Source organism: Lactivibrio alcoholicus (assembly GCF_055390895.1).
Map to the genome: position 1 here is coordinate 2,982,027 of NZ_AP042471.1, position 26,478 is coordinate 3,008,504.

The 26,478-nt window shown below is 58.9% G+C and carries 26 protein-coding genes; 11 read left to right on the forward strand and 15 right to left on the reverse strand.

Annotation, left to right across the window (positions count from 1 at the left end; translation table 11 throughout):
• Positions 1–64: 64 nt before the first annotated feature.
• Positions 65–823, reverse strand: coding sequence for a gamma-glutamyl-gamma-aminobutyrate hydrolase family protein (locus tag ACZ5IU_RS13630; RefSeq protein ID WP_464418237.1), 759 nt, complete (start codon positions 821–823; stop codon positions 65–67).
• A 247-nt stretch (positions 824–1,070) separates the two neighbouring features.
• Between ACZ5IU_RS13630 and ACZ5IU_RS13635 the strand changes: the two genes are divergently transcribed.
• From ACZ5IU_RS13635 to ACZ5IU_RS13660, 6 genes are all read left to right on the forward strand, one after another.
• On the forward strand, positions 1,071–2,582 hold the full coding sequence (locus tag ACZ5IU_RS13635) for an ABC transporter substrate-binding protein (protein WP_464418239.1): 1,512 nt from the start codon (positions 1,071–1,073) through the stop codon (positions 2,580–2,582).
• Between the two features lie 117 nt (positions 2,583–2,699).
• Positions 2,700–3,629 carry a nickel ABC transporter permease gene (nikB, locus tag ACZ5IU_RS13640; protein ID WP_464418241.1) on the forward strand — a complete coding sequence of 310 codons (930 nt, stop codon included), beginning with the start codon at positions 2,700–2,702 and terminating at the stop codon, positions 3,627–3,629.
• A gap of 17 nt (positions 3,630–3,646) precedes the next feature.
• Positions 3,647–4,513, forward strand: coding sequence for a nickel transporter permease (gene nikC, locus ACZ5IU_RS13645; RefSeq protein ID WP_464418243.1), 867 nt, complete (start codon positions 3,647–3,649; stop codon positions 4,511–4,513).
• A gap of 16 nt (positions 4,514–4,529) precedes the next feature.
• The gene (locus ACZ5IU_RS13650; protein WP_464418245.1) at positions 4,530–5,531 is read left to right on the forward strand and encodes an ABC transporter ATP-binding protein; all 1,002 of its coding nucleotides are present in this window, start codon (positions 4,530–4,532) and stop codon (positions 5,529–5,531) included.
• Complete coding sequence (locus tag ACZ5IU_RS13655; protein ID WP_464418247.1) at positions 5,528–6,508, forward strand: ABC transporter ATP-binding protein; 981 nt, start codon at positions 5,528–5,530, stop codon at positions 6,506–6,508. The genes ACZ5IU_RS13650 and ACZ5IU_RS13655 overlap by 4 nt, the downstream gene beginning before the upstream one ends.
• Before the next feature lies 1 nt (position 6,509).
• On the forward strand, positions 6,510–7,547 hold the full coding sequence (locus ACZ5IU_RS13660; protein WP_464418249.1) for a M42 family metallopeptidase: 1,038 nt from the start codon (positions 6,510–6,512) through the stop codon (positions 7,545–7,547).
• A gap of 119 nt (positions 7,548–7,666) precedes the next feature.
• Here ACZ5IU_RS13660 and larB read toward each other — a convergent pair whose 3' ends face one another.
• Positions 7,667–8,443, reverse strand: coding sequence for a nickel pincer cofactor biosynthesis protein LarB (gene larB / locus ACZ5IU_RS13665; RefSeq protein ID WP_464418251.1), 777 nt, complete (start codon positions 8,441–8,443; stop codon positions 7,667–7,669).
• Positions 8,444–8,501: 58 nt separating this feature from the next.
• Between larB and ACZ5IU_RS13670 the strand changes: the two genes are divergently transcribed.
• Positions 8,502–8,933, forward strand: coding sequence for a hypothetical protein (locus ACZ5IU_RS13670; protein ID WP_464418253.1), 432 nt, complete (start codon positions 8,502–8,504; stop codon positions 8,931–8,933).
• Here ACZ5IU_RS13670 and ACZ5IU_RS13675 read toward each other — a convergent pair.
• The gene (locus ACZ5IU_RS13675) at positions 8,894–10,087 is read right to left on the reverse strand and encodes a M20 family metallopeptidase (protein ID WP_464418255.1); all 1,194 of its coding nucleotides are present in this window, start codon (positions 10,085–10,087) and stop codon (positions 8,894–8,896) included. The two genes, ACZ5IU_RS13670 and ACZ5IU_RS13675, sit on opposite strands and share 40 nt — an antisense overlap.
• A gap of 80 nt (positions 10,088–10,167) precedes the next feature.
• Between ACZ5IU_RS13675 and ACZ5IU_RS13680 the strand changes: the two genes are divergently transcribed.
• Positions 10,168–11,646, forward strand: a complete 1,479-nt coding sequence (locus ACZ5IU_RS13680; protein ID WP_464418257.1) for an AMP-binding protein — start codon at positions 10,168–10,170, stop codon at positions 11,644–11,646.
• Between the two features lie 55 nt (positions 11,647–11,701).
• On the opposite strand, the gene ACZ5IU_RS13685 is transcribed toward ACZ5IU_RS13680, so the two are convergent.
• The gene (locus ACZ5IU_RS13685; protein ID WP_464418259.1) at positions 11,702–12,175 is read right to left on the reverse strand and encodes a ferritin family protein; all 474 of its coding nucleotides are present in this window, start codon (positions 12,173–12,175) and stop codon (positions 11,702–11,704) included.
• A 143-nt stretch (positions 12,176–12,318) separates the two neighbouring features.
• On the opposite strand from ACZ5IU_RS13685, the gene ACZ5IU_RS13690 reads away from it, so the two are divergent.
• The 3 genes from ACZ5IU_RS13690 to xth are packed head-to-tail and all read left to right on the forward strand — an operon-like array spanning position 12,319 to position 15,026.
• The gene (locus ACZ5IU_RS13690) at positions 12,319–13,326 is read left to right on the forward strand and encodes a 2-hydroxyacid dehydrogenase (RefSeq protein ID WP_464418261.1); all 1,008 of its coding nucleotides are present in this window, start codon (positions 12,319–12,321) and stop codon (positions 13,324–13,326) included.
• A 13-nt stretch (positions 13,327–13,339) separates the two neighbouring features.
• On the forward strand, positions 13,340–14,236 hold the full coding sequence (locus ACZ5IU_RS13695) for a DMT family transporter (protein ID WP_464418263.1): 897 nt from the start codon (positions 13,340–13,342) through the stop codon (positions 14,234–14,236).
• A gap of 7 nt (positions 14,237–14,243) precedes the next feature.
• Positions 14,244–15,026, forward strand: coding sequence for an exodeoxyribonuclease III (gene xth / locus ACZ5IU_RS13700; protein WP_464418265.1), 783 nt, complete (start codon positions 14,244–14,246; stop codon positions 15,024–15,026).
• A 98-nt stretch (positions 15,027–15,124) separates the two neighbouring features.
• On the opposite strand, the gene ortB is transcribed toward xth, so the two are convergent.
• The 11 genes from ortB to ACZ5IU_RS13755 form a co-directional block, all read right to left on the reverse strand.
• Entirely contained in the window at positions 15,125–16,546 is a 1,422-nt protein-coding gene (ortB, locus tag ACZ5IU_RS13705) for a 2-amino-4-oxopentanoate thiolase subunit OrtB (protein ID WP_464418267.1), read from the reverse strand.
• Positions 16,543–16,854: a 2-amino-4-oxopentanoate thiolase subunit OrtA gene (gene ortA, locus ACZ5IU_RS13710; RefSeq protein ID WP_464418269.1), complete on the reverse strand. Its 312-nt coding sequence runs from the start codon at positions 16,852–16,854 to the stop codon at positions 16,543–16,545. Before ortA ends, ortB begins: the two co-directional genes overlap by 4 nt.
• Positions 16,855–16,877: 23 nt before the next feature.
• On the reverse strand, positions 16,878–18,233 hold the full coding sequence (locus ACZ5IU_RS13715; RefSeq protein ID WP_464418271.1) for an aspartate aminotransferase family protein: 1,356 nt from the start codon (positions 18,231–18,233) through the stop codon (positions 16,878–16,880).
• Positions 18,234–18,303: 70 nt separating this feature from the next.
• The gene (gene dctP / locus ACZ5IU_RS13720) at positions 18,304–19,341 is read right to left on the reverse strand and encodes a TRAP transporter substrate-binding protein DctP (RefSeq protein ID WP_464418273.1); all 1,038 of its coding nucleotides are present in this window, start codon (positions 19,339–19,341) and stop codon (positions 18,304–18,306) included.
• A gap of 115 nt (positions 19,342–19,456) precedes the next feature.
• Positions 19,457–20,758, reverse strand: coding sequence for a TRAP transporter large permease (locus ACZ5IU_RS13725; protein ID WP_464418275.1), 1,302 nt, complete (start codon positions 20,756–20,758; stop codon positions 19,457–19,459).
• Positions 20,759–20,761: 3 nt separating this feature from the next.
• On the reverse strand, positions 20,762–21,352 hold the full coding sequence (locus tag ACZ5IU_RS13730) for a TRAP transporter small permease (protein ID WP_464418277.1): 591 nt from the start codon (positions 21,350–21,352) through the stop codon (positions 20,762–20,764).
• Positions 21,349–22,209, reverse strand: a complete 861-nt coding sequence (locus ACZ5IU_RS13735) for an IclR family transcriptional regulator (protein WP_464418279.1) — start codon at positions 22,207–22,209, stop codon at positions 21,349–21,351. Before ACZ5IU_RS13735 ends, ACZ5IU_RS13730 begins: the two co-directional genes overlap by 4 nt.
• Before the next feature lie 228 nt (positions 22,210–22,437).
• Positions 22,438–23,442, reverse strand: coding sequence for a 4-hydroxythreonine-4-phosphate dehydrogenase PdxA (pdxA, locus tag ACZ5IU_RS13740; protein ID WP_464418281.1), 1,005 nt, complete (start codon positions 23,440–23,442; stop codon positions 22,438–22,440).
• Positions 23,439–24,644 (reverse strand): four-carbon acid sugar kinase family protein, encoded by a 1,206-nt coding sequence (locus ACZ5IU_RS13745; protein ID WP_464418283.1) that lies wholly within the window; start codon positions 24,642–24,644, stop codon positions 23,439–23,441. Before ACZ5IU_RS13745 ends, pdxA begins: the two co-directional genes overlap by 4 nt.
• A complete protein-coding gene (locus ACZ5IU_RS13750) occupies positions 24,644–25,930 on the reverse strand; it encodes a TRAP transporter large permease (RefSeq protein WP_464418285.1) in 1,287 nt (428 codons plus the stop codon). The genes ACZ5IU_RS13745 and ACZ5IU_RS13750 overlap by 1 nt, the downstream gene beginning before the upstream one ends.
• On the reverse strand, positions 25,930–26,418 hold the full coding sequence (locus tag ACZ5IU_RS13755; protein WP_464418287.1) for a TRAP transporter small permease: 489 nt from the start codon (positions 26,416–26,418) through the stop codon (positions 25,930–25,932). Before ACZ5IU_RS13755 ends, ACZ5IU_RS13750 begins: the two co-directional genes overlap by 1 nt.
• Positions 26,419–26,478 lie beyond the last annotated feature (60 nt).

The following is a 26,478-nucleotide window of genomic DNA, read 5'->3' on the forward strand; positions in this document are numbered from 1 at the left end:
TTCCTTCACGTTCCGGTGACTCATTATAGACATGGTTCGGGAGTTCCGGGCGGTGGGGTGAAACTCACCACCCTTCGCGTACGGGACGTTCGCTTCTTCGAGAGGAAGCCGCTTCGAGGAAGCGGCGAAAGAGCGGAAGCATCCCGTCCCCTCCTGCGACGAGCATCTCAGGATGCCACTGGACGCCGATGACGAAGGTTTTTTCCTTCATCTCCACCGCTTCGATGATTCCGTCTGAGGCCCTGGCGGTGACGACGAGCCCGTCGCCAAGAGTTTTCACGGCCTGATGGTGGAAGCTGTTGGTCCTGAATCGCGCCCCGAAAAGGGAAGCGACGAGCGAGTTCTCTTCCGCGAGAACGCTGTGCGTCGCGTTGCGGCGGTCGGCTTTCTGATCGTGGCATACGAGATTCTGCCGCAGCGAGGGAAGGTCCTGATGGAGCGTCCCTCCGAGAGCCACGTTGAGGATCTGTTCTCCACGGCATATGCCGAGGAGTGGAAGATCTCTCGATATGGCTTCCAGTGCCGTCGCGATGTGAAAAACGTCCTGTTCCGGATCGAAATACTCGATCGCCGGATGAGGCTCCTCGCCGTAAAGGGCGGGGTCGACGTCCGCACCGCCAGGAAGAAGGATCCCGTCGACGATTTCGAAAAGATCGCCGGGGAAGCCGTCCGCCTTTCCCGTGGGAACGATGAGAGGGCATGCGTTGCATCTTCTGAGTGCGTCGATGTAGTCCTTCGGAACGCAACATCGTTCGGGAACCGGTGAAAGGGGATCCGCCGAACGGAGAACGCCGGATGGAATGCCGATGATTGGAGAACGCACACGAAACACCTCGCTTGTAAGTTGGATATCGGGGGACGCGAAGCAATGACGCAGAATACAGTATAAGCGCAAAACTGAGTTGACTGAAACGACGGGAACCTTCATAATCCAGTATCGGCAAATGGACCCAGTCCTCTGCTGGGTTCTGGCAGTTTCTTTTTACCCGGGTAAGTGAAATGCAGTTAGCTTCAGCGGGAAACATCACCAAGAGGGAACTCAATTTCACACAAGAAAAGGAGATGGAAGGATGAAGCGTTTCACGAAACTGGCACTTCTTGCGGCAGCGGCGGCAATCTTCGCCGGCGCGTTCGCGGGCGTCGCGCTCGCGAAGGATACGTTGATCGTCGCGAACATCTACGATGCAAAGACTCTTGATCCGATCGCGACGAATGATGTTGCGACTTCCGGAATGTGCCTCCATGTCTATGACAATCTTCTTGCTCTCGGACCAGATGGCAAGCCGGTTCCGCAACTTGCTGAAAAGTACGAGATCGTCGATAACCTGACGTATAAATTTTCCCTTCGCAAGGGTGTCAAGTTTCATAACGGCGAGGAAATGAAGGCGGCCGACGTCAAGTACACCTTTGAACGTGCAAAAACCCCGGCAGGCGCCTCCATCCGCCAGTACGTCGACGATATCGATACGATCGAGGCCATTGACGATTATACGGTCGTCTTCAAGATGAAACGCCCCTTCACGCCGTTTTTGATGGCTCTGACGCACACGTGCGGCAGCATTCTCAACAAGAAAGCCGTCGAGGCTGCGGGTGACAGTTACGGCATGAATCCTGTCGGAACGGGTCCCTTCAAGTTCAAGAGCTGGGCGAAGGGCGACAGGATCACGCTTGAGAGGAATGAAGAATACTGGGGCAAGAAGCCGGCTTACAAGACGCTTGTCATGCGCTCCATTCCGGAGGCGACGAACCGCACGATCGAGCTCGAAAGCGGCGCGATAGACATCGCTTACCAGATTACGACGAACGATATCAAGAGAGTTCAGGAAAACCCCAAGCTTTCTCTGATGCGCGTCGTTGATAACTCGACGACCTATATGGGACTGAACTGCTCGAAACCGCCTTTCGACAACGTAAAGGTTCGCGAAGCCGTCAGTCTTGCACTTGACACGGTGGGAATCCAGAAAGCCGTCTGGCGTGGAGTCGGCAAGGCCCCTGTGGCACCGATCGCTCCGAACATCCTGTATGCCATAAAGGACGCGAAGCCGCATGTTCAGGATGTCGAGAAGGCAAAGAAGCTCCTTGCGGAAGCCGGTGTCAAACTGCCCCTGAACGTCCAGATCTGGACAAATGAGCGCAAGGAACGCATCGATATGGCGACGATCATCCAGAGCCAGCTTGAGGAAGTCGGTATAAAGGCTGAAATCAAGGTTCTCGAGTGGGGAGCATATCTCGACGGACTCAAGCAGAAGACACACGACATGTTCATCCTTGGTTGGGTTGCCTCGGTTCCGGATCCCGAGTTCGCCGTCTCCGGAGTATTCCACTCCTCGATGGCGGGGAGCACGAACTTCTCCTACTTCTCGAACCCCGAAGTCGACAAAATGATGGAACAGGGCAAAGCGTTGCCGAATGGTCCGGAGCGCGAGAAACTCTATAAGGATCTTCAGGAGAAAATCGATTCCCTGAAGCCGTGGATTTACCTTCACAACGACGAGCAGATCTGCGGAACCCAGAAGAATGTCAAGGGCTTCCAGCCCAGCCCGCGCGGGTATCACGTCCTGACGAACGTTTCCTTCGAATAGGAACGTGACGTTTCGTCGCGGATTTTTCCGCGGCGACACAGGCACTGAAAACGTACGGGAGCAGGAGCATGGGGACTATTCTATGCTCCTGCATTTTTTGAGGAAGGGTGGAAACGGATGCTCAAATACATTTTCCGAAGGGTCCTCTCGCTGATTCCCGTTCTCATCGGCGTGACCTTCATCGTGTTCAGTCTCCTGTACCTGACGCCGGGTGATCCCGCGCGTATGGTTCTCGGAGATCAGGCAACGGAAGAAGCGGTACAGCAGTTCCGGGTCAAGGAGGGGCTTGACGATCCCTTTATCGTCCAGTTCGTGCGTTATGTCGGCAAGGCCGCATTCAAGGGGGATATCGGAAGGTCGTATGTGACGAAACGTCCGGTTTCCGATGAAATCCTCTCGGCGTTCCCGTCGACGATCAAACTGGCCGCCTTTTCGGTCATCATCGCGATCTGCCTCGGCATTCCCTTCGGCATTATATCGGCCATAAAGCAATACTCCCTTTTCGATTCGATCACGATGTTCTTCGCCCTGGTCGGTCTCTCGATGCCGGTCTTCTGGCTGGGGCTTCTGCTGATCCTGCTCTTCTCCGTCAGGCTCGGCTGGTTCCCCTCCTCGGGATTCGACACGTTCTCGGCGATGGTGCTTCCCTCCGTGGCCCTGTCCGCGCAGGTCATCGCGATCGTGACGCGGATGACGCGGTCGAGCATGCTCGAGGTCATCCGGTCAGACTATATCCGTACCGCGCGAGCCAAAGGGCAAACGGAAGGGAAGGTCATCTGGCGCCACGCGCTCGGAAACGCGCTGATTCCAATCGTCACGATCGTGGGATTGCAGTTCGGTCATCTTCTCGGCGGAGCCATCCTGACCGAGTCGATCTTCTCGATCCCCGGCGTCGGCCGGCTCATGGTCGAAGCCATCAAGATGCGCGATTATCCGCTGGTCCAGGGCGGCGTTCTCTACGTCGCGGTGGCGTTCAGCATCGTGAATCTGCTTGTCGACCTTCTGTACGCCTTCGTCGACCCACGCATCAAGGCGCAGTACCGCTAGGTTCGGGAGGAGACGAAATGAGTACGCAGACTGTTCAGAAACGACGGAGCGGCATCATGGAGGTCTGGCATCGCCTCAAGAAGAGCCCCATGGCGGTCGTCGGGCTTATCTTGATCGCGGTTCTGTTCATCATGGCGATCTTCGCGAATGTCATCGCTCCCTTCACGTATTCCAAGCAGAATCTCATGCACGCGTTCGAGTCTCCGTCGTCGGCGTACATCTTCGGCACGGACGAGTTCGGACGCGACATCTTCAGCCGGATCGTCTACGGAGCGCGCATCTCGCTCCAGGTCGGGTTCATCGCTGTCGGAATCTCGATGTTCATCGGAGGATTCCTCGGGGCTGTCGCCGGGTACTACGGCGGCAAGATCGACAACACCCTGATGAGGGTCATGGACATTCTCCTCTCGATCCCGTCGATCCTTCTTGCCATAGCCATCGCCGCGTCGCTTGGCCCCGGCCTCTTCAACCTCATGATAGCGGTCGGAATCTCCGCGATTCCGAACTACGCGAGAATCGTCCGGGGATCGGTGCTCTCGATCCGAGGACAGGAGTTCGTCGAGGCCGCGAAAGCCGTCGGCTCTTCCGATCTCAGGATTATCTTCAAACATATCATCCCCAACTGCCTCGCTCCGATCATCGTTCAGGCCACACTCGGCGTCGCGACGGCGATCCTCACGGCGGCGGGACTTTCCTTCATCGGCCTCGGCATCCAGCCGCCGATTCCGGAATGGGGAGCGATGCTCTCCGGCGGACGCAGTTACATCCGGGATTATCCTTACATGACGCTGTTCCCCGGACTTGCGATCATGATTACGATTCTGGCGCTCAACTTCGTGGGTGACGGCCTGCGCGACGCGCTGGACCCGAAGCTGAAGCGATAGGAGTGAAGACTGGGCGATGAACGAACGGGAATTGCTTCTCGATATACAGGATCTCACGATCCACTACGAAACGGAGGCCGGACGCGTCCGCGCCGTTGAGCACTTGTACCTCGAACTGGGGTATGGAGAAACGCTCGGCTTCGTCGGCGAAACCGGTGCCGGCAAGACGACGACAGCGCTCGGCATCATGCGCCTGATCCCGAGTCCTCCCGGAGCGTACAAGGGTGGGAAAATCATTTTCAGGGGCGAAGACCTCCTGGCGAAGAGCGAGGCGGAAATGCGTTCGATCCGCGGCGGCAGGATCGCGATGATCTTCCAGGACCCCATGACGAGTCTCAACCCCGTCATGACCGTCGACAGGCAGATCGCCGAAATGATATCGCTGCATCGCGACGTGAACGAGACGGAGGCTCTCGAGCAGGCCGTCAGGATGCTCGAAGTCGTCGGGATCCGCCCGGAACGCGCGAAGGACTATCCGCACCAGTTCAGCGGCGGTATGAAGCAGCGCGTCGTGATCGCCATAGCGCTTGCCTGCGATCCGGCGCTTCTCATAGCGGACGAACCGACCACGGCGCTCGACGTCACGATTCAGGCGCAGGTTCTCGAGCTCATGAAGGACCTCAAGAGACAATACAACACATCGATGATCATGATCACCCACGACCTCGGCATCGTCGCCGAAATCTGCGACAGGGTCGCGATCATGTACGCCGGGCGCGTCGTCGAATACGCCGACACGAAGACGCTTTTCGAACGACACGTCCATCCCTATACGGAAGGTCTGTTCAATTCGATACCCGATCTCGAAGAGGATCGGGATGAGCTGAAGACGATCATGGGACTGATGCCGGACCCCACGAACCTGCCGACCGGTTGTTCCTTTCATCCGAGGTGCCCGTACGCGGTCGAATCGTGTTCTCGCGAAACCCCGGCTTTCGTCGAGATCGAACCCGGGCACAGAGTTGCCTGCCCCGTCCGCGCGGCGGCTGAAAAGAACGGGAAGGAGCGGACCTCATGACGAAGAACGGCGCACTCGTCGAAGTCAAAAACCTCAAGAAGTACTTCAACACGAAACGGGGACTCCTCCACGCCGTGGATGACGTGAGCTTCCGGATAACGAAGGGGGAAACGCTCGGGCTCGTCGGAGAGTCCGGGTGCGGCAAGAGTACGCTCGGCCGCGTAATGATCCGGCTGCTCGAGGCGACAGCCGGAGAGGTCCGATTCGAAGGGGAGGATATTCTCAAGTACAGCGCGGGGAAAATGAAGAATCTCCGCAAACGCGTTCAGATCGTCTTCCAGGATCCGTATTCCTGTCTCAATCCGAGGCTGAGCGTCGCCGAACTCATCGCCGAGCCGCTTATCGTCAACAAGGTGTTCAGGGACAAGGCATCGATGAATGTCCGGATCCGGGAACTCATGGATACAGTCGGACTCGCTGCGCGACTCGAGACGGTCTATCCGCACGAACTCGACGGAGGACGGCGGCAGCGGATCGGTATCGCCCGCTCGCTTGCGCTCAAACCCGAGTTCATCGTCCTGGACGAGCCCGTTTCGGCGCTCGATGTCTGTATCCAGGCGCAGATCCTCAACCTCCTCGACCACCTGAAGAAGGAGTTCGGCTATACGTACGTTTTCATCTCGCATAACCTGAGCGTCGTCAAACACGTTTCCGACCGGATCGCCGTCATGTATCTCGGAAAGATCGTCGAACTCTCCGACTATAAAGTGATTTTCACGGATCCTCTGCATCCGTACACGCAGGCGCTGCTTTCGGCCATCCCGCTCGCCAAGGTCGGATCGAAACGCGATCGGATCATTCTCGAAGGGGACGTCCCGAGTCCGATAGAACCCCCGGACGGGTGTCGTTTCGCGGGGCGCTGCCGCTACAGACAAGACAGGTGCGTGTCTGAGACTCCGGAACTCAGAGAGATCGAACCGAACCGCTTCGTCGCCTGCCACTTCGCGCGCGATCTGAAGAATGGAGGAACTCACTGATATGCCCGATATCGACATGACGTATCTCCGGAAGATCCTTCTCGATCTGCTGGTCATCCCGTCCGTAGGTGGAGATTGCGACGAGGCGATGAAGATGGTCGCCTCCGAATTCGCGGATCTCGGCGTCACGGTCACGACGACCAAAAAGGGTGCGCTGATCGGAACGATTCCGGGAAAGGACAAAAAGAATCACCGCGTCGTGACCGCGCACGTCGATACGCTCGGCGCAGTCGTCCGCAGAATAAAGGATACCGGTCGCCTGTCGCTGCTGCAGATCGGAGGGTTTGCGTGGTCGTCGGTGGAAGGGGAGAATATCCTCGTCCGAACGATGGATGGGCGTGAATACTCGGGCGTCATTCTTCCCGAGAAGGCCTCCATCCACGCGTTTTCCGAGGTTGTCCGCGAAACGCTGCGGACGGACGACACCATCGAGGTTCGTCTCGATGAGGATGTCGCGACCGTTGCGGATGTACGCGCGCTCGGAATCGAAGTCGGCGACTTTGTCTTCTTTCAGCCGAGAGCCGTCGTTACCGAGAATGGTTTCGTCAAATCGCGTTTCCTCGACGACAAGGCATGCATCGCGATGGTCTTTGCCGCGATCAGGGCAATGAAAGCGAGCAGAAAGAGTCTCGCCGCGACCACGCACTTCTACATCAGCAACTACGAGGAAGTCGGGCACGGCGTCTCGTGGCTTCCCGAAGAGGCGGCGGAAATCGTCGCACTCGATGTCGGCATCGTCGCTCCCGGAACGAACTCCTCTGAAAAGTGCGTTTCGATCGCCGCAAGGGACAGTCGGACCCCGTACGATCTCGAATTCCGGAAACGCCTCGTCGACCTCGCGAAGAAGCATGAGATCGACTATCGCGTCGATGTCTACTATCGATACGGCTCGGACGCGTCCGTCGGAATGACGCAGGGATTCAACGCGAACTTCGCGTGCTTCGGTCCGGGGGTGGACGCCTCGCACCATTACGAGCGAACGCACCTTCGGGCGCTCGAGGAATCGACGAAGCTCCTGATCGCGTATCTTGCCGAATAGAGGGGCAATCGACGTCGCGTAATGCCCTGAAGGCTGAAGCGACTGGAGAAGCGGCGAGGGGGAGCGGATCGCAGATCCGCTCCCCCTCGCCGTATCGTTGCGTTGTCGGAGACGTTGCGTTACTCGCGTTCATGGCCTGCGGCATCGCGTCTTCCCTGGAGCGCGATGATCGCGCCGGTATACCCCCCCCCGAGTCCGTTGTCGATATTGACGACCGAAACGCCCGAGGCGCACGAATTGAGCATCGTCAGAAGCGGCGCGATGCCTCCGAGATTTGCGCCGTACCCCGTGCTCGTTGGAACCGCGATGACCGGGCAGGCTACGAGTCCGGCGAGAACTCCCGGAAGCGCGCCCTCCATTCCTGCGACGGCGACGATGGCCTTCGAGGATTGGAGCAGCGGGAGATGCGAGAGCAGCCGGTGGATTCCGGCGACACCGACGTCGAAAAGACGTTCGACCGCGCAGCCCATGTACTCCGCAGTCACGGCGGCCTCCTCTGCTACCGGGATATCGCTGCTTCCGGCCGTGACGACGGTGAGGCCCGGAACACCCGGGGCGACCGGCGGACGAAGGCCGATCATTCGGGCCTTCGGGTAGTGAACGGCGTCCGGTATGATGTCCCGGACGACGTCGTATTGCGCCGGCGCGGCACGCGAAAATAGGACGGGCTCATTGCGGTCGGCGAACGTTCCGGCGATCTTCCTGAGATGGTCGTCGGTTTTTCCGGGACAATAGACGATCTCGGAGAATCCCTTTCTCAGGGAACGGTGCGTGTCGAATTTGACGTCCCCGAGATCCTCGAACGGGAGGGCGCGGATCTTCCTGAGAAATGCGTCATCCGTTACGGTCCCGTCCCGAAGACCCTGTATGAGAGCGCGAACGGCGGCTTCGTTCATTATCGTTCCTTTCCGTATTCCTGACTCCCGAGCGGACGTCGGGCGTCGGAGAGTTATAATGAAACGCACGGAGGTGACATCCGTGTATCAGCTGTTCGAAGCGTGGTCCCGGCCTCTTCTTTCCGGAACCGGAGAAAACATCAGATGGATTCCCCTGAGGGCCGAGCGAATCCGCGTCGCGCCGTATGCCGTCCTCATCCCGGATTTCGACGCGCTTTCCGCAAGCGAGCAGTCCCTTGCGAAAGGATTCGTCGACGAGTATTTCGGTCTTTCCGAATGGAATTTTCTCGTCGCAGCCTTCACCGGCCGCGATACTCTCACGATCGAGGCAAGGCCCGTCGCGTTTCCGCTCGACTGCCGGGATGAAAACGGTCGCATCATCCGCCCGCTCCGATGCATGGAGGATCTCGAAAACAGGATCGTGGCGGAGTGTCCGTTCCGCCCCCTGCCTTACGGCGTTCTCGGAGTCCGGCTGCGGGAAGCTCCATAGTCGCGGAGCATCCTGTCCCGCAGAGCGCCGTCGAGAAAGACTCGAATCGCGGCCCGCGAGAGAGCTTGCGCTCCAACTTCCAGCGCCTTCGCTGCGAGCGGTCCCGATGCGGCTTGCGCGAACTCCCTCGTGTGATGGGGAGTCGGCGTGTCGGTGATAGCAAGGTGCGGCTGGAGCGAGGGGCACCTGTGGCTGACGTTGCCGACGTCGCTCGATCCGATGGGGCCGGGAGCGGGAGAGAGCGGAAGCCCGAGTTCGGAGAAGACCGACTCCATCATCGTTTCGGCGCTCTCGTTCGCTTTCGTATCGTCGAAGCTGTATTCCACGAGCCGCCTGGAGACATCCGTTTCCGTCGCCGTTGCGGCTCCGGCGGCGCATCGCCCGATACGGTCCATGAGTGCATCGAGTGCGGTCCGCTCCGGGGCGCGAGCGTAGCAGCGAACGACCGCACGGTCCGGGACGATGTTCGGAGCCGTCCCCCCTTCGGTGATGACGCCGTGCATCCTGACATCGGGACGGACGTGCTGGCGCAGCATGTCGACCGCATGCAGAAAGAGCGTCGCGCCGTTCAGGGCGTTTCGCCCCTCCCAGGGAGCGCCCGCCGCGTGGGCCGTCTGTCCCGTGAACGTGAATTCCGGCGCGTCCATCGCGAGCGACCGGTATCGGACGAAGTTCGTCACGTCGTTGCAGTGGATCATCATCGCGAGCGTCACGTCGTCGAAGACGCCCGATTTCGCCATTGTGACCTTCGCCCCGTTCGTCTCCTCGGCCGGGGTTCCGATGACGCGCAGGGTTCCGCCCGTCCAGTTTACGAACGGCAGCAGTGCCGCTCCCGCAAGCGAAGACATTGCGCCGTGGAGACAGTGTCCGCATCCGTGTCCGATTTCCGGAAGGGCGTCGTACTCGACGAGAAGGGCGACGACAGGAGCGCCGGTTCCCCCCGTCGCGCAGAAGGCCGTCGGTATGCCGCAAAACGGAGTTTCGACGGAAAAGCCCGCGTGACGCAGGAATTCCGAATGGGCAGCACACGCGAAACGCTCGTTTCCTCCGGTTTCCGGATTGGCCGCGATCGCGAGGTTGAGTGCGACCGCTTCGGGAATGCAGGAGCGGATGGCGGTGTCAGCATTCCGTGAATGATGTTCGTATTCGTTCATGATCTCTTCCTCCCTGTGCGGAGGATATGGTACCATAACTCCACTTTGAAAAGAGAATCGAGAGAAGAGGTGGACTCTGAATGACGGAACGACTGGAACGAGCGATTCTCGGGCGACTCTCGCCGTCGCCGGAAGAACGCATTCTCTGGTGGAACGGGGAATGGTGGAGGACAGATCGCTTCCTCGCCTTCATCGACGACTGCACGGAGAAACTGCGATCGTCGGGATTCGGCAAAGGTCAGCGCGTCGCCGCATTGCTCCCGAACTCCCCGAAGGTCCTGGCCCTTTCGATCGCCGCCTGGAGACTCGGAGGGGCGATCTCGCCGCTCAACGCGAAGTCCGGAATTCCGTCGGCCGTGGGGACGCTCGAGCTGGTCGATCCCTTCTGCGTCGTCCTCGCCCACGGACTCGACGATCTCGCCGCGGCGCTGGCGGAAAAAGGGATCCCGTCGGTCTTCACCGGGGCGGATGACCCGCTTCCCATCCTCACTCGACGGGATGGAACACCCGAATCCGAGGATCTCGCGGTCATCTTCGCGACATCGGGCACGACGGGACTGCCGAAGGCAGTTCCCCTGACGCACGGAAATCTTTACGACAACGCGACGACGGTCTTCCGCCACCTCACGGAACTCCATGAAGGCGATACGCTCCTCAACGTTCTTCCGAACTTCCATTCATTCGGGTACACGGTTGCGGGACTCATGCCGCTGCTCTGCAACATGAAACAGACGATCCTTCCGTCCTTTCTTCCGCTGAACGGAGCCCTGAAGGCGATGAACGATTCGGAAATCAGCGCGATGATCGTGGTGCCGACGATGCTGTCGCTGGCGTTGAGCGCCATCGAACACGGAGCGACGGTTCCGGGAAAGCTCCGTCTCATCGTGACCGGCGGAGACCGGCTCAACGTCCAGCTCGACGAACGCGTCAGGGGCGTTATGGGCGTCGGGCCGCTCGAGGGATACGGCCTGACGGAATGTTCTCCCGTCGTGTGCGTCAACCGCTCCTACGCGACGCGAAAACTCGGCACCGTCGGGCCGTTCATCGCGGGATACACATGGAAGCTCCTGAAGGAAAACGGCGAGCCCGCGGACGGCAACGAGGGGGTCCTGTGGGTCCGCGGACCATCGGTGACGGACCGCTACTTCCGGGATTCCGTCATGACCGCGGAACGCTTCAGCGACGGATGGTTCAATACGGGCGATTACGTTCGGATCGATGGAGAAGGAAACGTGACGATTCTCGATCGCGTCACCGACATCATCATCGTCGGAGGATTCAACGTCTATCCGCAGGAGGTCGAGGCGACGCTCCATGCGCATCCCGCGATCGCCCAGGCGATCGTCGTCGGAATGCCGCACCCCGTAAACGGCGAAGTTCCGATGGCATACGTCAGGAAGAAGTACGGGGCGGAGGTCACTCAGCGCGAGATCGTTGAATACTGCAAGAGCCAGCTCGCGCATTTCAAAGTTCCGCGAAAGGTCGAGTTCATCGATACGTTTCCTCTTTCAAGCACGGGAAAGGTACTCCGGAGGATGCTCCGGCAGAAGGCGTTCTAAAAAAGAGGCGGTTCCGGAAAAACGGAACCGCCTCTTTCGCGAACGTCCGCGCCGGTCAGAAAGCCCGGAATCCGACCACGTCCTCGCGTATCCTGAGATACTGCTTCTTGGTGATATCCATGTGCCCCTTTTCCATCTCCATGAGTTTGCCGAACATGACGGACGCCTCGCCGCTCGATTCCTTTGCGAGCTTCTCGTAGAATTCCACCGCCCGCATTTCCGAGAGATACGCGGCGGAGGCGATCCGCAGGAGTGACGTGACATCTCCGAAGTCCTTCGTCTGAACCTTGAGTTCCGGAGAGACGACGATCGCAGGATCGATGGGGCATGTTTCGCCGTACATTTTCTCGTACATGCTCCTGAGGCTTTCCTCGTGTTCGTTCTCCCAATCCGAGAGCTCCATGAGCTCCTTCCTCAGATGCGGTTCCGACACGCTTTCCGCCCAGACGCGATAGAATTCCTTCGCCTCGATTTCCGCATGGATCCCGTATCTCAGAGCATCTTTCATTTCGAAACACTGTGACGTCATGTTCTTCCCTCCCGTTCGCAAGAAGAATAGTGAGACTTCAGGAAAATATTATACACGTCACCATCCGGGGGGAAAACCGCGATGCGTCTGTCGCCCGACTGTGTGATAATACTTCCGATACTGGTTACAGGGAGGTATGCCGTATGACTGTGGCGAAACGGGTTGTGGTGGCGTGTCCGATGGAGGAGGCGCTCAGGGAACGTATCCGTTCAGTTCTCGGACCGGACGTCTCGCTTTCTTTCCTGTCCGACGAACCGGACAGCTCGAGATCCGGAACGATCCGAAACAGCGACGCGATTCTGTGTTTCTTTTTCAATAGGGAAATTCGCCCGGAGGAATACGCTCTCCTCGGAAGCGTCCGATTCCTTCAGACGATATCGACGGGCGTGGATTTCCTTCCGTTTTCTTCCATTCCCGAGTCTCTTCCGATTGCGTGCAACGCCGGGGGATGGTCATCCCAGATTGCGGAGCACACTCTGGCGATGATTCTGTCGCTTTCCAGAAAATTGCTGCCATTGCACGAAGAATTGAGAAGAGGGTGCTTCCACAAGGAGGAGCCGGTCCTCAGAACTCTCCGCGGCAAGACCGCCGGGATCATCGGGTACGGCGGCATTGGCAAGAGGGTCGCGAACCTCCTCAGGGCGTTCGGGGTGAAGATCGCGGCCGTCAACTCTTCGGGGAAGACATCGGATGACGTCGTTTTCTGCGGGACGCTCGACGACCTCCACGAGGGGCTTCGATTGTCGGATATCGTCGTGATGTCTCTTCCTCTGATGCGGCGGACGAAGAACGTCATCGGCCGCGCCGAACTCGCGGCAATGAAGTCCGACGCGATCTTCGTGAACGTCGCCCGGGCGCATCTCGTCGACGAAGAGGCACTCTACGAGCATTGCATGACGCATCCCGACTTTTGCGCCGGGATCGATGTCTGGTGGCGGGAACCGACTTGGGGCGGAGGGGATTTTTCGCTTCGGTTCCCATTTCTCGATCTTCCGAATGTCCTTGGATCACCTCACAACTCAAACAGCGCCGAAGAAGGATTCGCCGATGCGGCCGTTGTCGCAGCCGGCAATGTCGCCCGTTTTCTGCGGGGCGAGATCTGTTCGGGACGCGTGAACCGCGACGATTACTCGGAGTCGGTGCCGGGTTGAACCGGAAAGGGGAGTGAGGAAGCTGAAAGGCGATTCCGCAGGTACCTTCGCGATCATCGCGGCGGGCATCTTCTGGGGGACGTCCGGGACGGCACAGGCGCTTCTTTCTCCGATGGAGGTTTCTCCGCTTGTCGTGGGGGCGGTTCGCATCGGTATCGCGGGGATGTTGCTCCTTCTTTTCTCGATGGCGCGCCGAGGATTCGCTCTCTTCCGGGGAGCATGGCCCTGGAGGGCATGCATTCCAGCTGCGCTTGGCATGGCGTTGTTCCAGATCTGCTTCTTCAGCTCATTACGCCTGACCGGCGTCGCGGTCGGAACGATGGTCGCGGTTGGAAGTGCTCCCGTTGCGGCCGGCGTTCTCGGCAGGGTTGTCTACGGGGAACGACTGACGTTTCGCTGGGGTATCGCGACGTTTCTCGCGATCACCGGGTGTTGCCTGCTCTCGCGCGGTGGAAGTGAAATGACCGCAAACGCGGCGGGGGTGTCGCTGGCGGCAATCGCATCAGTCTGTTACGCGTTCTGCGGGATCGGCATCAAGGGGATTGGCCGCGTCCGTCCTTCGGAGGATGCGGCGGTTGCGGCGCTGTGTCTCGGTGCGCTCGTTCTGACACCGTTTCTGCTGCTGTCCGATATGTCGTGGATCGTATCGGTGCGGGGCACGGGAGTCGCGTTGCATCTCGGGGCGCTCGCGACGGCGCTCCCGTATACGCTTTTCAGCAGGGGGCTTCTGACGACTCCGATGAGTACGGCGTATACCCTGACGTTGACCGAACCGCTGACGGCGTTTCTCCTTGGAGTTCTGCTCCTCGGGGAGTCCCTGACCTTCATGAGCATGTCTGGCATCGTGCTCCTCCTGATGGGGCTGCTCAGCATGTCTCTTGGTTCCGTACGGGCTTCGAAAGGGGAGTGATCGTTCCATGTCGGAATTTCGCATCGCATCGTTCAATGTAAACTCCGTCCGCAGTCGCCTTCCGATCCTTCGCCGGTGGCTTGCGAAGCAGCCGGTGGACCTTCTCTGCATTCAGGAAACGAAAGCCGTCGACGCGGATTTTCCGCTCGGAGACTTCGAAGAGATGGGGTACCACGCCGCGTTCCGCGGAGAAAAATCGTACAACGGCGTCGCGGCCGTGAGCAGGGAAGCGCTTGGAGACGTCTCGTTCGGACTCGGCGACGGCGAGCTTCCCGACGGCGAGACGCGCGTTCTCCGATGCGTCTGTCGCGGCGTCTCCGTCGTGAATACCTACGTTCCACAGGGAAAGGATATTTCGCTCCCCGACTACGCGGTGAAGCTTCGTTTCTTTGCCCGTCTTCGGGCCCTGTTCGACCGGGAGTACATCGGCAAGCCGCTCGTCTGGACGGGAGACCTGAATATCGCTCCGACGGATGCCGACGTCACGCATCCGGAGAACAAGCGGAACCACGTCTGTTTTCACGAGGATGCCCAGGCGGCGTATCGCGCGGTTCTCGACCGGGGATTCGTCGACGTGTTCAGGAAGCACCGGCCCGACGCGGGGGAGTTTTCGTTTTTCGATTACAGGGTGAAAGGAGCGCTCGAGCGGAACATCGGATGGCGCATCGATCACATTCTCGCGTCGCCTGACGTCGCCGAAAGGTCGATCGACGCTTTCATCGACAGGGTTCCGCGGGGGTGGGAGCGACCGTCGGACCATACCCCGGTCATCGCGAGCTTCGATCTGTAGGCTGGGTTCGATCTCAGTACATCCATAAAGAAAGCGAAAGAGAGCGTATCGCTCTCCCCCGCTTAGCCATTCACCGTCTCGTTCGGTCCGGTTATATGCTACGCTCGTCGCGCCCGCAAGAGAAGCGGCTCGAGCGCTGACGTCGCAATGCCGAGTTCTTCGGCGAGATATCGAGTCTCGATGTCGCTGAGCTGCTCCGGCGAGGCGGCCGGCCGATTTTTCATTGCATTGTGAAGGTACGAGACCCTGAGATCGTCGAGCGACAGATCCTTCGCCCGGATCATCGACGGATCGACCGGGATGACGATATTCTTTCCGGGGATCTGTTCCTTCGGGTCTCCCCTCCGGATCTCGATGCCGTTCTCCCGTGCGAAAGTCAGTTGGGCGGTCACGTGCTTTCCGGCACCCGTGTATTCCGTCTCCTGAACGACAATCGTTTTGTCGCGGTCCATCTCCTGCGCGATCGCGAAGGCCGCCGTCAGCGAGGTGTTCCCCGCCGGCCCCCTGTCGAGCCCTTCGATGACGGAGAGCGCCTCCGTCATGTAGAAGACTTCGCCCTGTGTGATGGTGACGTACCGGTCCATGTAGCGCAGCGGTCGCGCCGCGTTCCGGGGTACGTCCGACCTGTCGGGCCATGTTGTGAACGGAATGCCGAATCCCGTGTGCCCCGTCGTGAAGGATTTTCGGTTGAAGTCGCGGTCGCTCGCCATGTGAAGTCCCGAGAGATCGACGCTCGCACCGATGACGATGGTGTCTTTGGCCCCCGCTTTCCGAAGTCCGCGTGCCGTTCCGGTGAGATTGCCGCCTCCCGCGTTCGTCACGACGACCGCGTCTGGGTGGCGCCTCTCGCGCTGCATGAACTGATCGACGATTTCCGATCCCAGGGTCTCGATTCCCGCGATGCCGAACGGCGTGTACAGCGACGCGTTGAAAAAGCCCGTCTCTTCCAGGACGAGAAGGAAGTTGTAGAAGAGCTCCGGTCCGACGGTCATCTGGAGCACTTCCGCGCCGTACGCCTCGCACTTCCGTCCCTTCTCGAGGATCTCCGGCTGGCCGACGAAACGGCTGTCGAAGAGCTCCTGGAGAATGATGCACTTGAGGTTGCGCATGTTCGCCTGCGACGCGACGGCTGCGCCGTAATTCCCGCTCGTTGCGGCGATGACGCCTTCGTAGCCACGCTTTTTTGCGTAATAGCACGATACGGACGCGCGACGATCCTTGAAGCTTCCCGAAGGATTGCAGGCTTCGTCCTTGAGGAAAATCCGGGCTCCCTTTCCCTTCGGAGCGAGCGCCCGTGCCGCGGCCGTCAGGTTCTTCAGCTCGATGAGAGGCGTATTCCCCACGTTCGTCTCCGCCTGAATCGCGCGGACCTCTTCGAGAGAGTACCCCGCCTTCCGCATCATTTCCTCGTAGTCGAACACGATGCCGCCGCGCTCGAATTCTCCGTAGTCGAGCCCGAGCGCGCGCTTCATGATTTCGACCTTTCGGGACATGACCTCCTGATAGCTTGTCCCCGTCATCTGGATTCCTCCTTCGCGATAAGGCTCCGAAGTTCCTCTCCCACTTCGAGAAGCTCGGGGATCGGCCGCCCGAACCCGTGAACGTACGGAGGATTGACTGCGAGGAGTTTTCCCGTGAGGCACCGCCCGATCGATGTCCGGATCGCGACGGTGTCTCCGATATTCGCGTCCTGTTCGAGAAATCCTTTCGCCCAGAGTTTCAGGGGGACCTTCCGCGTCTCTTCCGGGATGTGGGGCGCCCGTTGCTCGGGCCGCAAAACGACCCGTTCGATCTGAACCCACGATCCCCGGAGCACTGTTTCCTGCATTGAACGTCTCTCCTTTCGAATTTTTACCAGCCTTTGACGGTATCGAGGACGGAATCCGGAATGCGGCCCGCGGTGAAATCCTCAAAAGACTCTTCGATCGAGTCGAGTGCGATGTCCATCTGCTCCCGGCTGATCACGAGAGGCGGCTGGATGCGGAAGACCGACCCGCTGAAGAAGGAAAGAAGCAACCCCTTTTCCCACGCGCGGTAGCAGATTTTCGCGGCCGCAATCCGGTTGCGCTCTTTCGTCGTGCGATCGGTAACGAGGTCGACTCCGACGGACAGACCGATGCCGCGAACGTCACCGATGATCTCGAACCGCTCCTGCATTTTCCTGAAACGAGCCATGACGTGTTCGCCGAGCTTTGTCGTATGTTCGAGAAGTCCTTCGTCGCGGATCACGCCGATCGTTGCAAGGGCAGCCGCGCAGCAGACCGGGTTTCCTGCGGCGGTGAAGAGGTGGGCAGGAGCCTGCCAGTTGTCCATGTACTCGGCCCTCGCGACGACGCCGCCGAGCGGCAGCCCGGAAGCGATCCCCTTTCCCATGACGATCGCGTCCGGGACGACACCGAAGTTCTCGATGCCGAACCATTTGCCGGTTCTGCCGAATCCCTGCTGGACCTCCTCCGAGATCAGCAGGATGCCGTATTCGTCGCACAGGGCGCGAAGATCCTTCATGAACTTCAGGGGCGGAACGACCAATCCCGCGTCGCCCTGAATCGGTTCGATGAATATGGCTGCAACTTCATCGGGCGGAAGGTAACTCGAGAATGCGATCCGGATCTGCTCGATGCAGAAATCCGAAACCTGATCCGGCGACATATCGGGGAACGGAGTCCTGTACGGATCGGGATACGGAACGTGATAGATCTCCGGAACGAGCGGCCCCATGCCGCGTACCATCGGGAGACTGACACCGCTCAGGCTCAGCGCGCCGAAGGTGCTCCCATGGTACGCGCGGATGAAGGCGACGATCTTGCTGCGTCCCGTCGCCCATCGGGCCATCTTGATCGCTCCGTCGTTCGAATCCGAACCACAGAGTCCGTAGAAGATCCGTTTTCGGTAATCCCCCGGCGTGATCGCGATGAGTTCCTTCGTCAGGTCGATGATTGGTTCGTGGTACATGTAGACGTGTGTGTAGAGGATGAGGTTCTCCGCCTGCCTCTGAATCGCTTCCACGACCCGCGGGTGACAGTGACCTGTGTTGACGGCTCCGGCGCTTGCGAGAAGATCTATATACGAGTTCCCGTCCGCATCCTCGATGACCGCTCCCGATCCTTTCCGGACGACCAGAGGATAGTAGGGAACTTTTGCTCCGGGGGAAGTGATTGCCCTGTCTTCTTCGACGAGTCGCAGACAGTTGCTGAGATTCCGAGTCACCGTATGACATCTCCTTTCGGGGTTCCTAAAAAAAGCGGGAGGCCGAAGCCCCCCGCCCGTTGGGTCTCGCTTACTTCGCTTTCTCGATGCCGGATTCCTTGTAGATCTTGTCCATCAGTTCCTTGCCGACGAGCTCTTCCATCTTCGGCCACACGACCTTGCGGACGTGATCGGCACAGGTCTTCAGCTGATCGGCGGTCAGAATGACGATTTCCCAGCCGTACTCCGCCTTCAGTTTCTGACGGTATTCTTCGTCTTCCTTCGCTACGTTGTCCCAGCGGATCAGGGATTCTTCGTTCGCCGCGGTGCGGACGATATCCTGATCTTCCTTGGAAAGCTTCTTCCAGAGGTCCATGTTGATGGCGAACCACCAGGACTCGAAGAAGTCGTTGTACTGGATCCAGACTTTGTTGACGTCCTTGAACTGCCATGCCTGGAAGGGAGGCCCGCCCATCTGGCCGTCTGCGATGCCGGTCTGAATGGCGCTATAGGCCTCGGCGTACGGGATCGGCGTGGCGATGTATCCGAGGGCTTCGTAAGTCAGCTCGCAGGGTTTGATGGGCATGACGCGAACCTTGAGTCCCTTGGAGACTGTCGGATTTGCGTAATCCGCGGGCTTTGTTTTCAGGGAAACACCGGCCATTCCGACCGGGAAGACCGCCAGCGCGTTGACGTTGTGTGTCGCCCACAGATCCTGGATGATCTTGTACGCCCATCCATCCTGTCCGTAGACCTTCTTGGCCTCGTCCATGTCCTTGACGAGGTACGGGAAGTAGTAGGCCAGGTTCAGCTTCGGGTCGAAATTGGCGTTGGCCTGGGCCATCGTCATTTCGATGGTGCCGCGCATCAGCATTTCAAACGTTTCGGTCCAGTCGCCGAGAACGCCGCCCGAGAATACGTCGATCTGAATGCGCCCCTTGCTCCGGTCGAAGACCTTCTTGGCGAACGCTTTCGCCCGGATGTCGAAATCGCTGTCAACCGGATGCACCTGCGCGAGCCTCCACTTGTACTGCGGTTCGGCCTGTGCCGGAGACTGGGCGAGTATGGCGACGATTCCGAGCGTGAGAACAAGGGTAAATATGAGAGCCAGTGATCGTTTCGTGCTCATCGTACACCTCCGTTCGATACTCACACGTAAAGACGCTTCGGGACTTCACGAATACCGCCGATATCGGAATGTTCCGGTCCCGCCGTCACCTCCTTTCAAAGGACACGCCCCTTTGCTATTTTACCCCCATCAGCAGTCGCGGAAGCCACATGGACAACCCGGGGAAGTAGGTCGTCAGAATAATGATGGGGATATTGCCGAAAATCATGAATATAAGCGCGGGCTTGATGTACTGGTCGATCGAGACGTTTCCGATGCGGCCTCCGAGATAGAGAATGGGTGCCGTGGGAGGGGTGACGTTCCCGAGCCCGAGGTTCGTCCCGAGGATCGCCGCGAAGTGGATCGGATGGACGCCGATCTTGAGCATGAGCGGCATGAGGAGCGGCGCGGAGAGCATCGTTCCGCTGAGGTCGTCCATGAGCATCCCGATGATGATGAGGAATATGTTGACCATGAAGAGGATGACGTATTTGTTGCTCGAAAAGCTCAGAAGGAACGTCGAAATCTGCATCGGAACCTGTTTCATCGTATAGAGTCGTCCGAGGATCGTCACGAAGAAGAGCATCAGGGTGATGACGCCGCTGGTTGTCGCGGACGAGTACAGGGCCTTGCCGAGGATCTTCATGTTGAGTTCCTTGTGGATCAGGAATCCGACGAACACTGAATAGGCGACCGCAACGGCCGCCGATTCCGTAGGCGTTGTGATGCCGCCGTAGATACCGCCGAGGATGATGACGGGCATCAGGAGGCTCCAGAAACCGCGCTTGAACGATGTGAGGATAACGGCGTTCCGCTGTTTCGGCGGCAGCGGAGGATCGACGCGTATGGTCGGGAAATTCCGGCACATAAAGAAATTGATGATGCAGAAAAGCGTCATGGTCAGGAGTCCGGGAACCACGGTCGAGAGGAAGCACGCGGCGACCGATTGCTGCGTGACCCATCCGTAGAGGATCATCGGAACGCTCGGCGGGATGAGCTGTCCGAGAACGGCCGCGCAGCTGACCATGCCGGTGCTGTATCCCCGCGGGTAGCCGAGGGCTTCGAGTCTCGGGATCATGATGCTCCCGATGCATGCAACTGCGGAGGAACACGTTCCGGAAATGGCCCCGAAGATCGCGCATGCGACGATCGTCGCCGCGCCCATGCCGCCCTTGATGCGTCCGAGCATCGAGTTCGCGAATTCCGTCAGACGCTCTGCGATTCCGGCGCTTCCCATGAGGGCCCCGGCCATGATGAAAAACGGGATCGAGAGCAGCGTCAGGGAATTCAGCCCTCGGAAACCCACCGTCATGAGGAACGAGAAATCCGGAAAGAATATGAGGCCCATGTACAGTGCGGCCGCCATGAAGCAGAACGGGACCGGGATTCCGAAGACGATGGTAGAGACGAGAATGATGAGGTCGATAATGATATGCATGAGTTACGCTCCCTTTCCCTTCGGGGAAACCGCCTCGGAGAGAGAGACGTCGCCGGAATCGCAGGCGACGGCCTCTTCGTCTGCAGGAAGATCGAACGGCGGCTCTCCGCACGCCTGCCTGACGTAGTCGACCAGCTCAACGAGGAAATAGAAAAACATAAGGATCGCGCTCACGAGCAGGCTCGCCTGTGCGTACACCATCGGAATCATCAGCGCCGGAGATCGCTCCCAGCTCTTCAGCGACCACTGGAAATACTTCCAGGTCCACGAAATCATGATTCCCGCGAGTATGGTCACCGTGAAGGCTCCAATGGATTTCGCCCAGAAGAGCGCGCTCTTGTTCCTGATGAATGTGTGCAAAAGGTCGGCCTTGATGTGGCTCCGTTCGCGGGAGCCGTTCGCGGCGCCAACGAAGTACATCCAGAATCCGACCATACACGCCAGCTCTTCGACCCCCATCAGCGGCAGCTTGAAGAGATAGCGGAGCGCAACCTGTACGAGAATCAGAATGACGACGAGTACGGATGTCACGATCATGATGCCCCTCTGGATTTTTCCCAGATACTTCCAGAGGGAGAAAAACAGGGATTTCATGTGATAGCCTCCTCCTTGCTTGCGGATGCGTGCGGAATCATCGCGGATCTGTACGTTTCCGGAAGTCCGGTGCAGGTCCTCATGACTCCGAGATCCGCCGAGAGCGATGCTGCGGCGGACACGACGAGATGCTGAAAACGTTTTTCATCGCTTCCCCCTTTCCTGTAGCGGTAGCGGGGGTATGCCACGCTCAGGGCGGCGAGCACATCCCCGTTCGGATTCAGGACCGGTGCCGCGACGCAGGACAGATCTTTCGCATATTCCTCGTTGTCTGTCGCGAACCCTCTTTTTCGTATTACCCGGAGTTGCGGCAACAGTTCTTCCAGATCCGAGACGGTATTGGGCGTGAATCGGACGAACTGGACGCCGGCCAAGATCCGTCTGACGTCGCCTTCCGGAAGATGGGCGAGAAGAATCTTGCCCAGTCCGGTGGCATATGCCGGAACCCGTTTCCCGATACCGTACCCGACGCGTATCGCTTCCGGACTTTCGATCTTGTCGATGTACATCACGTATGCTCCGGAAAGGATCGCGAGGTTGATGGTTTCCCGCGTCTGCCTTGCGAGACTCTGAAGATACGGTTGCGCCATCCGTTTGAATCCGAGTCTGTCGGCTTCGATTGTTCCCATTTCGAAGAGTTTGAGGGTATTGGCATACGCGCCGTACTGTCCGGTTTGGCGGACATATCCGAGGTGTTTGAGCGTCGCGAGGAGCCTGTAAACCGTGCTCTTGTCGAGACAAAGGGAAGACGCGATCTCGCCGAGAGCGGTTTCGCCGCGGTCGTTCAGGAGTTCGAGAATTCGCAACGTTCGCAGAACGGATTGAACAAGATGCGGATCCTTCTCTTCGCTCTTCAAGAGGGGACATCCTCCTCATGAAAGGTTTTGCAATATAAAACCATATGTTGCATTTCGCAACATAGCGTATCCTGAGCGTCCTGAATTGTCAAGCAATGAGAAGGGTTTCAGCTGAAAGGGCAATAGTATTTCTAAGAAAAGTAAATTATATAATTTTCGTAATTTATGTAAAGTATATGGAAATATGATAAAAAGGGGATCGGATACATCCGATCCCCGCAGAGAACGTTATTTCCAACGGTACTTCGGTGCGAGATCGTAGCATGAGAGTATCGCCGTTTCCATGCTGACTGGGTTCGCCAGCCCCTTCCACGCGATGTCGTATGCCGTGCCGTGGTCGACGGATGTCCTGAGAAAGGGAAGCCCGAAGGTGATGCTCACAGTTTTGTAGAAGTCGTAGGTCTTGGCGGCGATGTGTCCCTGATCGTGGAACAGAGACACGACAATGTCGTATCGTCCCTGGAGCGCGAGCGCGAAAACGCTGTCCGCCGGGACGGGCCCCGTGACCGCGAGTCCCTTCTGTCGGGCGCGCGCGACAGCCGGAATGAGGATGCGGTTTTCCTCGTCTCCGAAAAGCCCGCCGTCCGACGCGTGCGGGTTGAGAGCCGCCAGAGCGATCGATTTCGGCGTCATTCCGATCGAACGGAGACACCTGTCGGCGCTTTCGAGCGAGCGGACGATCTCGTCCTCGTCCAGCGTTTCTATTGCCTTCCGCAGCGAGATATGCCGGCTGTGGAAGAGAATCCTGAGTTTGTCGACGATGAAAACTGTATAGCTTTTCTCCGCTTCAGACATCTCTGCGAGCATTTCAGTGTGTCCGATGTAATGGAATCGCGCTGCGCGCAGAGCTTCCTTGTTGATCGGTGCCGTCGCTATGCCGGCTACGCCGCCTCTTTTGCACAAATCGACGGACGCCCTGATGTACGCGACGGAGGCCTCTCCCCCGAGTTCGGAGATTGCACCGACGTCGAGTTTCGAGGGGTCATTAATCCGTGCGACATCGAAGACGGGGAATTCCCTGACGTCGCCGAACGCCGATTCCGCGTCTCTGACGCGATTGAGGCGAATTTTCAGTCCGAGTCGATCCCGCACGGCCTTCAGGACGGATAGATCTCCCACGATGAGAGGAACGCCGCGCTCCCATACGTGGCGCGACATGAGACTCTTCAGGACGATTTCCGGGCCGATTCCTGCCGGATCTCCGATAGTTACAGCGATTACCGGTTTTGTCATGATTCCCTCCTGATTTCTCTGGAAATCCAGTCTGCGGCACGTTCCAGCGCGTCTTCGCGTCCTACGAGCCCTCCCTTGGTGACAACGAAAAGACCGGAATACGGCCCGCCAGCGACGCGTCCCCCCATCATAAGCGGCTGGATTTCGGCCTCCGGCGAGAGAACCGATATTCCCAACCTCCGGGCAAAGTGGATGGCCGTGTCTCCTCCCGAAAGGATAACACCGGATACGGTCGGTGTGAGCGTTTCCATGAAGAACGCTCCGGCGGCAGCGAGCCCTTCGGCGATCATTTCCTCAGCTCCCCGTCTCAGCTCCTCCTCGGGACGGAGCACGAGTATGCCGCCGGCGAAGTTCCGGGGAAGATCCCAGTCCATGTCGTCTGCCGCTGCCGAGACGAGTCGTTCCACGGGCAATGAAAGACAGTGTACGGGGACGTGTTTCCGGAGCGCTTCGAGCTGTCTTCGCGTCAGTTCGGACGTACTCCCGATGATGGCGAGGATCGACGAAGACGTCCCCGTCGACAGGAGATGCCAGGCATACGCGGCGGTAAAGGGACCGGGATCGACGGGGAGTATCCTGAGTCCGGTGCGCACGGCCCCCTGGGCGATAATGTCTATGTCCGAATCGGTGAGAGCATCGGCGATCACGGTGCGTGTCCGTTCGGTCGAGGAGATGAGTGCGCGTGAGACGGATTCCGCTCCTTCCGAGATCGTTTCGATCGGAATATGTCCGCTCCCCGGGGCGAAGTACGAGGGAACGAAGCTCGAACGAACCGGCCAGAGCGTGTCGTTTCTGAGTTCCGTCCGCTCGAGAGGCTGCCCGTCAAGGAGGTGATATCCGTCGATCGTCGTCCGGCCCGAAGCGGGGTACGCCGGAACGACGATCGCGACGCTCCCGGGAAGAAGATCGAGCAGGAGCTCGGTTTCAGCCCGGAGATGGCCGCGCAGGGTCGTGTCGATCCTCTTCGCGTATCTCGCGGCATGGCTATATCGACGGATGATCGATGCGATCGTCCGTTTCGCCTGATCTTCGGGGATTCGCCGAGTGTCTGCGTTGATCGAGAGAACCTCCGCGTGTCCCGTGGGGGCGAACTCGGCCCCCGCGTCGACGAGCTGGTCGACCTTGAAACCCTTGTTGCGGAGGAGTATCGATTGTACGGAAGAGCCTGTGAGATCGTCGCAGACGCAGATCAGCCGGTACATTATTTCACCAGCTTCAGAATTCCCACGGAGAGGAGGGGAAGGTTGCTGACGATGAAAATATCGACGATCTCGACGATCAGGAAGGGAAGAATGTAGCGCGTGATCTTCTCGATGGTGACATTGTGCTCTTTCACGAGAGAGACGGCGACGAAGAGATTGACGGCCATCGGAGGAGTGATCATCCCGACTGACGTATTGACGACCATAATGATGCCGAGCATCAGGGGATCCATTCCGACGCCGGTGACGATCGGCAGGAACAGCGGCGCAAGGAGAAGGATGATCGCCTGAGTCTCGAGAAAGATGCCGAAAACGAGAAGAATGACGTTGACGAGCGTGATGAGGAGAAATGGTTGGGATGTGATCGAAAGGATCGAATCCGCTATGGCCTGGGAGACGCGGCTGATCGTGATGAGCCACGACAGCGACTGGGAGGTCGCGATGACGAAGAACACCACGGATGTGCTGATCCCCGCGCGGATAATGACCGTTTTCAGCTTCGGGAGCGTGAGCTCCCGATAGATGAAGACGCTGACGACGAAGCTGTAGACGACGGCGACCGCGCCGGCTTCCGTTGGCGTGAAGATTCCTCCGTAGATCCCGCCCAGGATGATCAGCGGCATGACGATGGCGGGAACGGAATCCTTCAGGGCCGAGAGGAAATCGGAAAATGTCCGTTTCGGTTCGAGGGGGATGTCCATCCGAGCGCTCAGGGCGACGACGACAACGCTGATCGTCAGCGCGATGAAAATTCCGGGGCCGAATCCCGCCATGAAGAGATCGCCGATCGAGACCCCCGCGACGACGCCGAAGGTGATCATCGGAATAGACGGCGGAATGACGACGCCGAGCGTTCCTCCCGCGGCGGCGATCGCGCCGGCGTATGCCGGAGGATACCCCTTGCGGATCATCTCCGGAACCATGATTCCTCCGATCGCAGCGACCGTCGCCGGGTTCGATCCGCTGATGGCGCCGAAAAAGGCGGACGCGAGAATCGTTATGAGGCCGAGCCCGCCCCGGAAACCGCCGACGAGCGACGAGGCGAGGTTGACAAGCCTTCGGGAGATTCCTCCGTACTCCATGAGACCGCCGGCAAGCATGAAGAAGGGGATCGCCATGAACGGAAACGAATCGGCGGATGTGAACATCCGCTGCGCGACAACGACCGGATTGATCGGAAGGCCTCCGGTCACGACGCCGAGGATGGCCGCGACTCCGATGCTCACGGCCACGGGAACATTCAGGACGAGAAGGAGGATGAGCGTTCCGAACATCGTGACCGCCATCAGGACGCACCTCCGTTCAGCGATTTCTGACCGCAGGTGAACTTGAAGAACGCCTCGATGGCCCGTGCGCACACGAGAAACATTCCGATCGGGACGGCGAGATACGGAAGCCACATCGGGAGGTAGAGCGCGGGGGTCGTTTGCTCCATCATGATCTGGCGGTCTATGATCCCCGTATAGTAGTACATGATCATGAGACAGAACCCGACAATGACCAGAAGTCGGAAGACTTCGGCGACGATGCGCCCCCTGCGGCTCCTGATGTGGTCGGTGAACGTCGAGACGCCGATATGCGCACCGGTCTTCATTCCGAGCCCGGTTCCGATATACGCCATGAAGACCATGATGTAGCGCGCGAGTTCCTCCCCCCAGAACATCGGAAAGAGGTTGAAATACCGCGCCAGCGTCGCGGTGAAAACGACGAGAACCATCGCAGGGAACAGGAAGAGCAGCGCATACTCCTCGAAATGGTCGACAAAATAACGCATATGTGCTCCCCCAATCCGGAAAAGAGTATGGAAAAGCGGCGGAGCACGATGCCCGCCGCA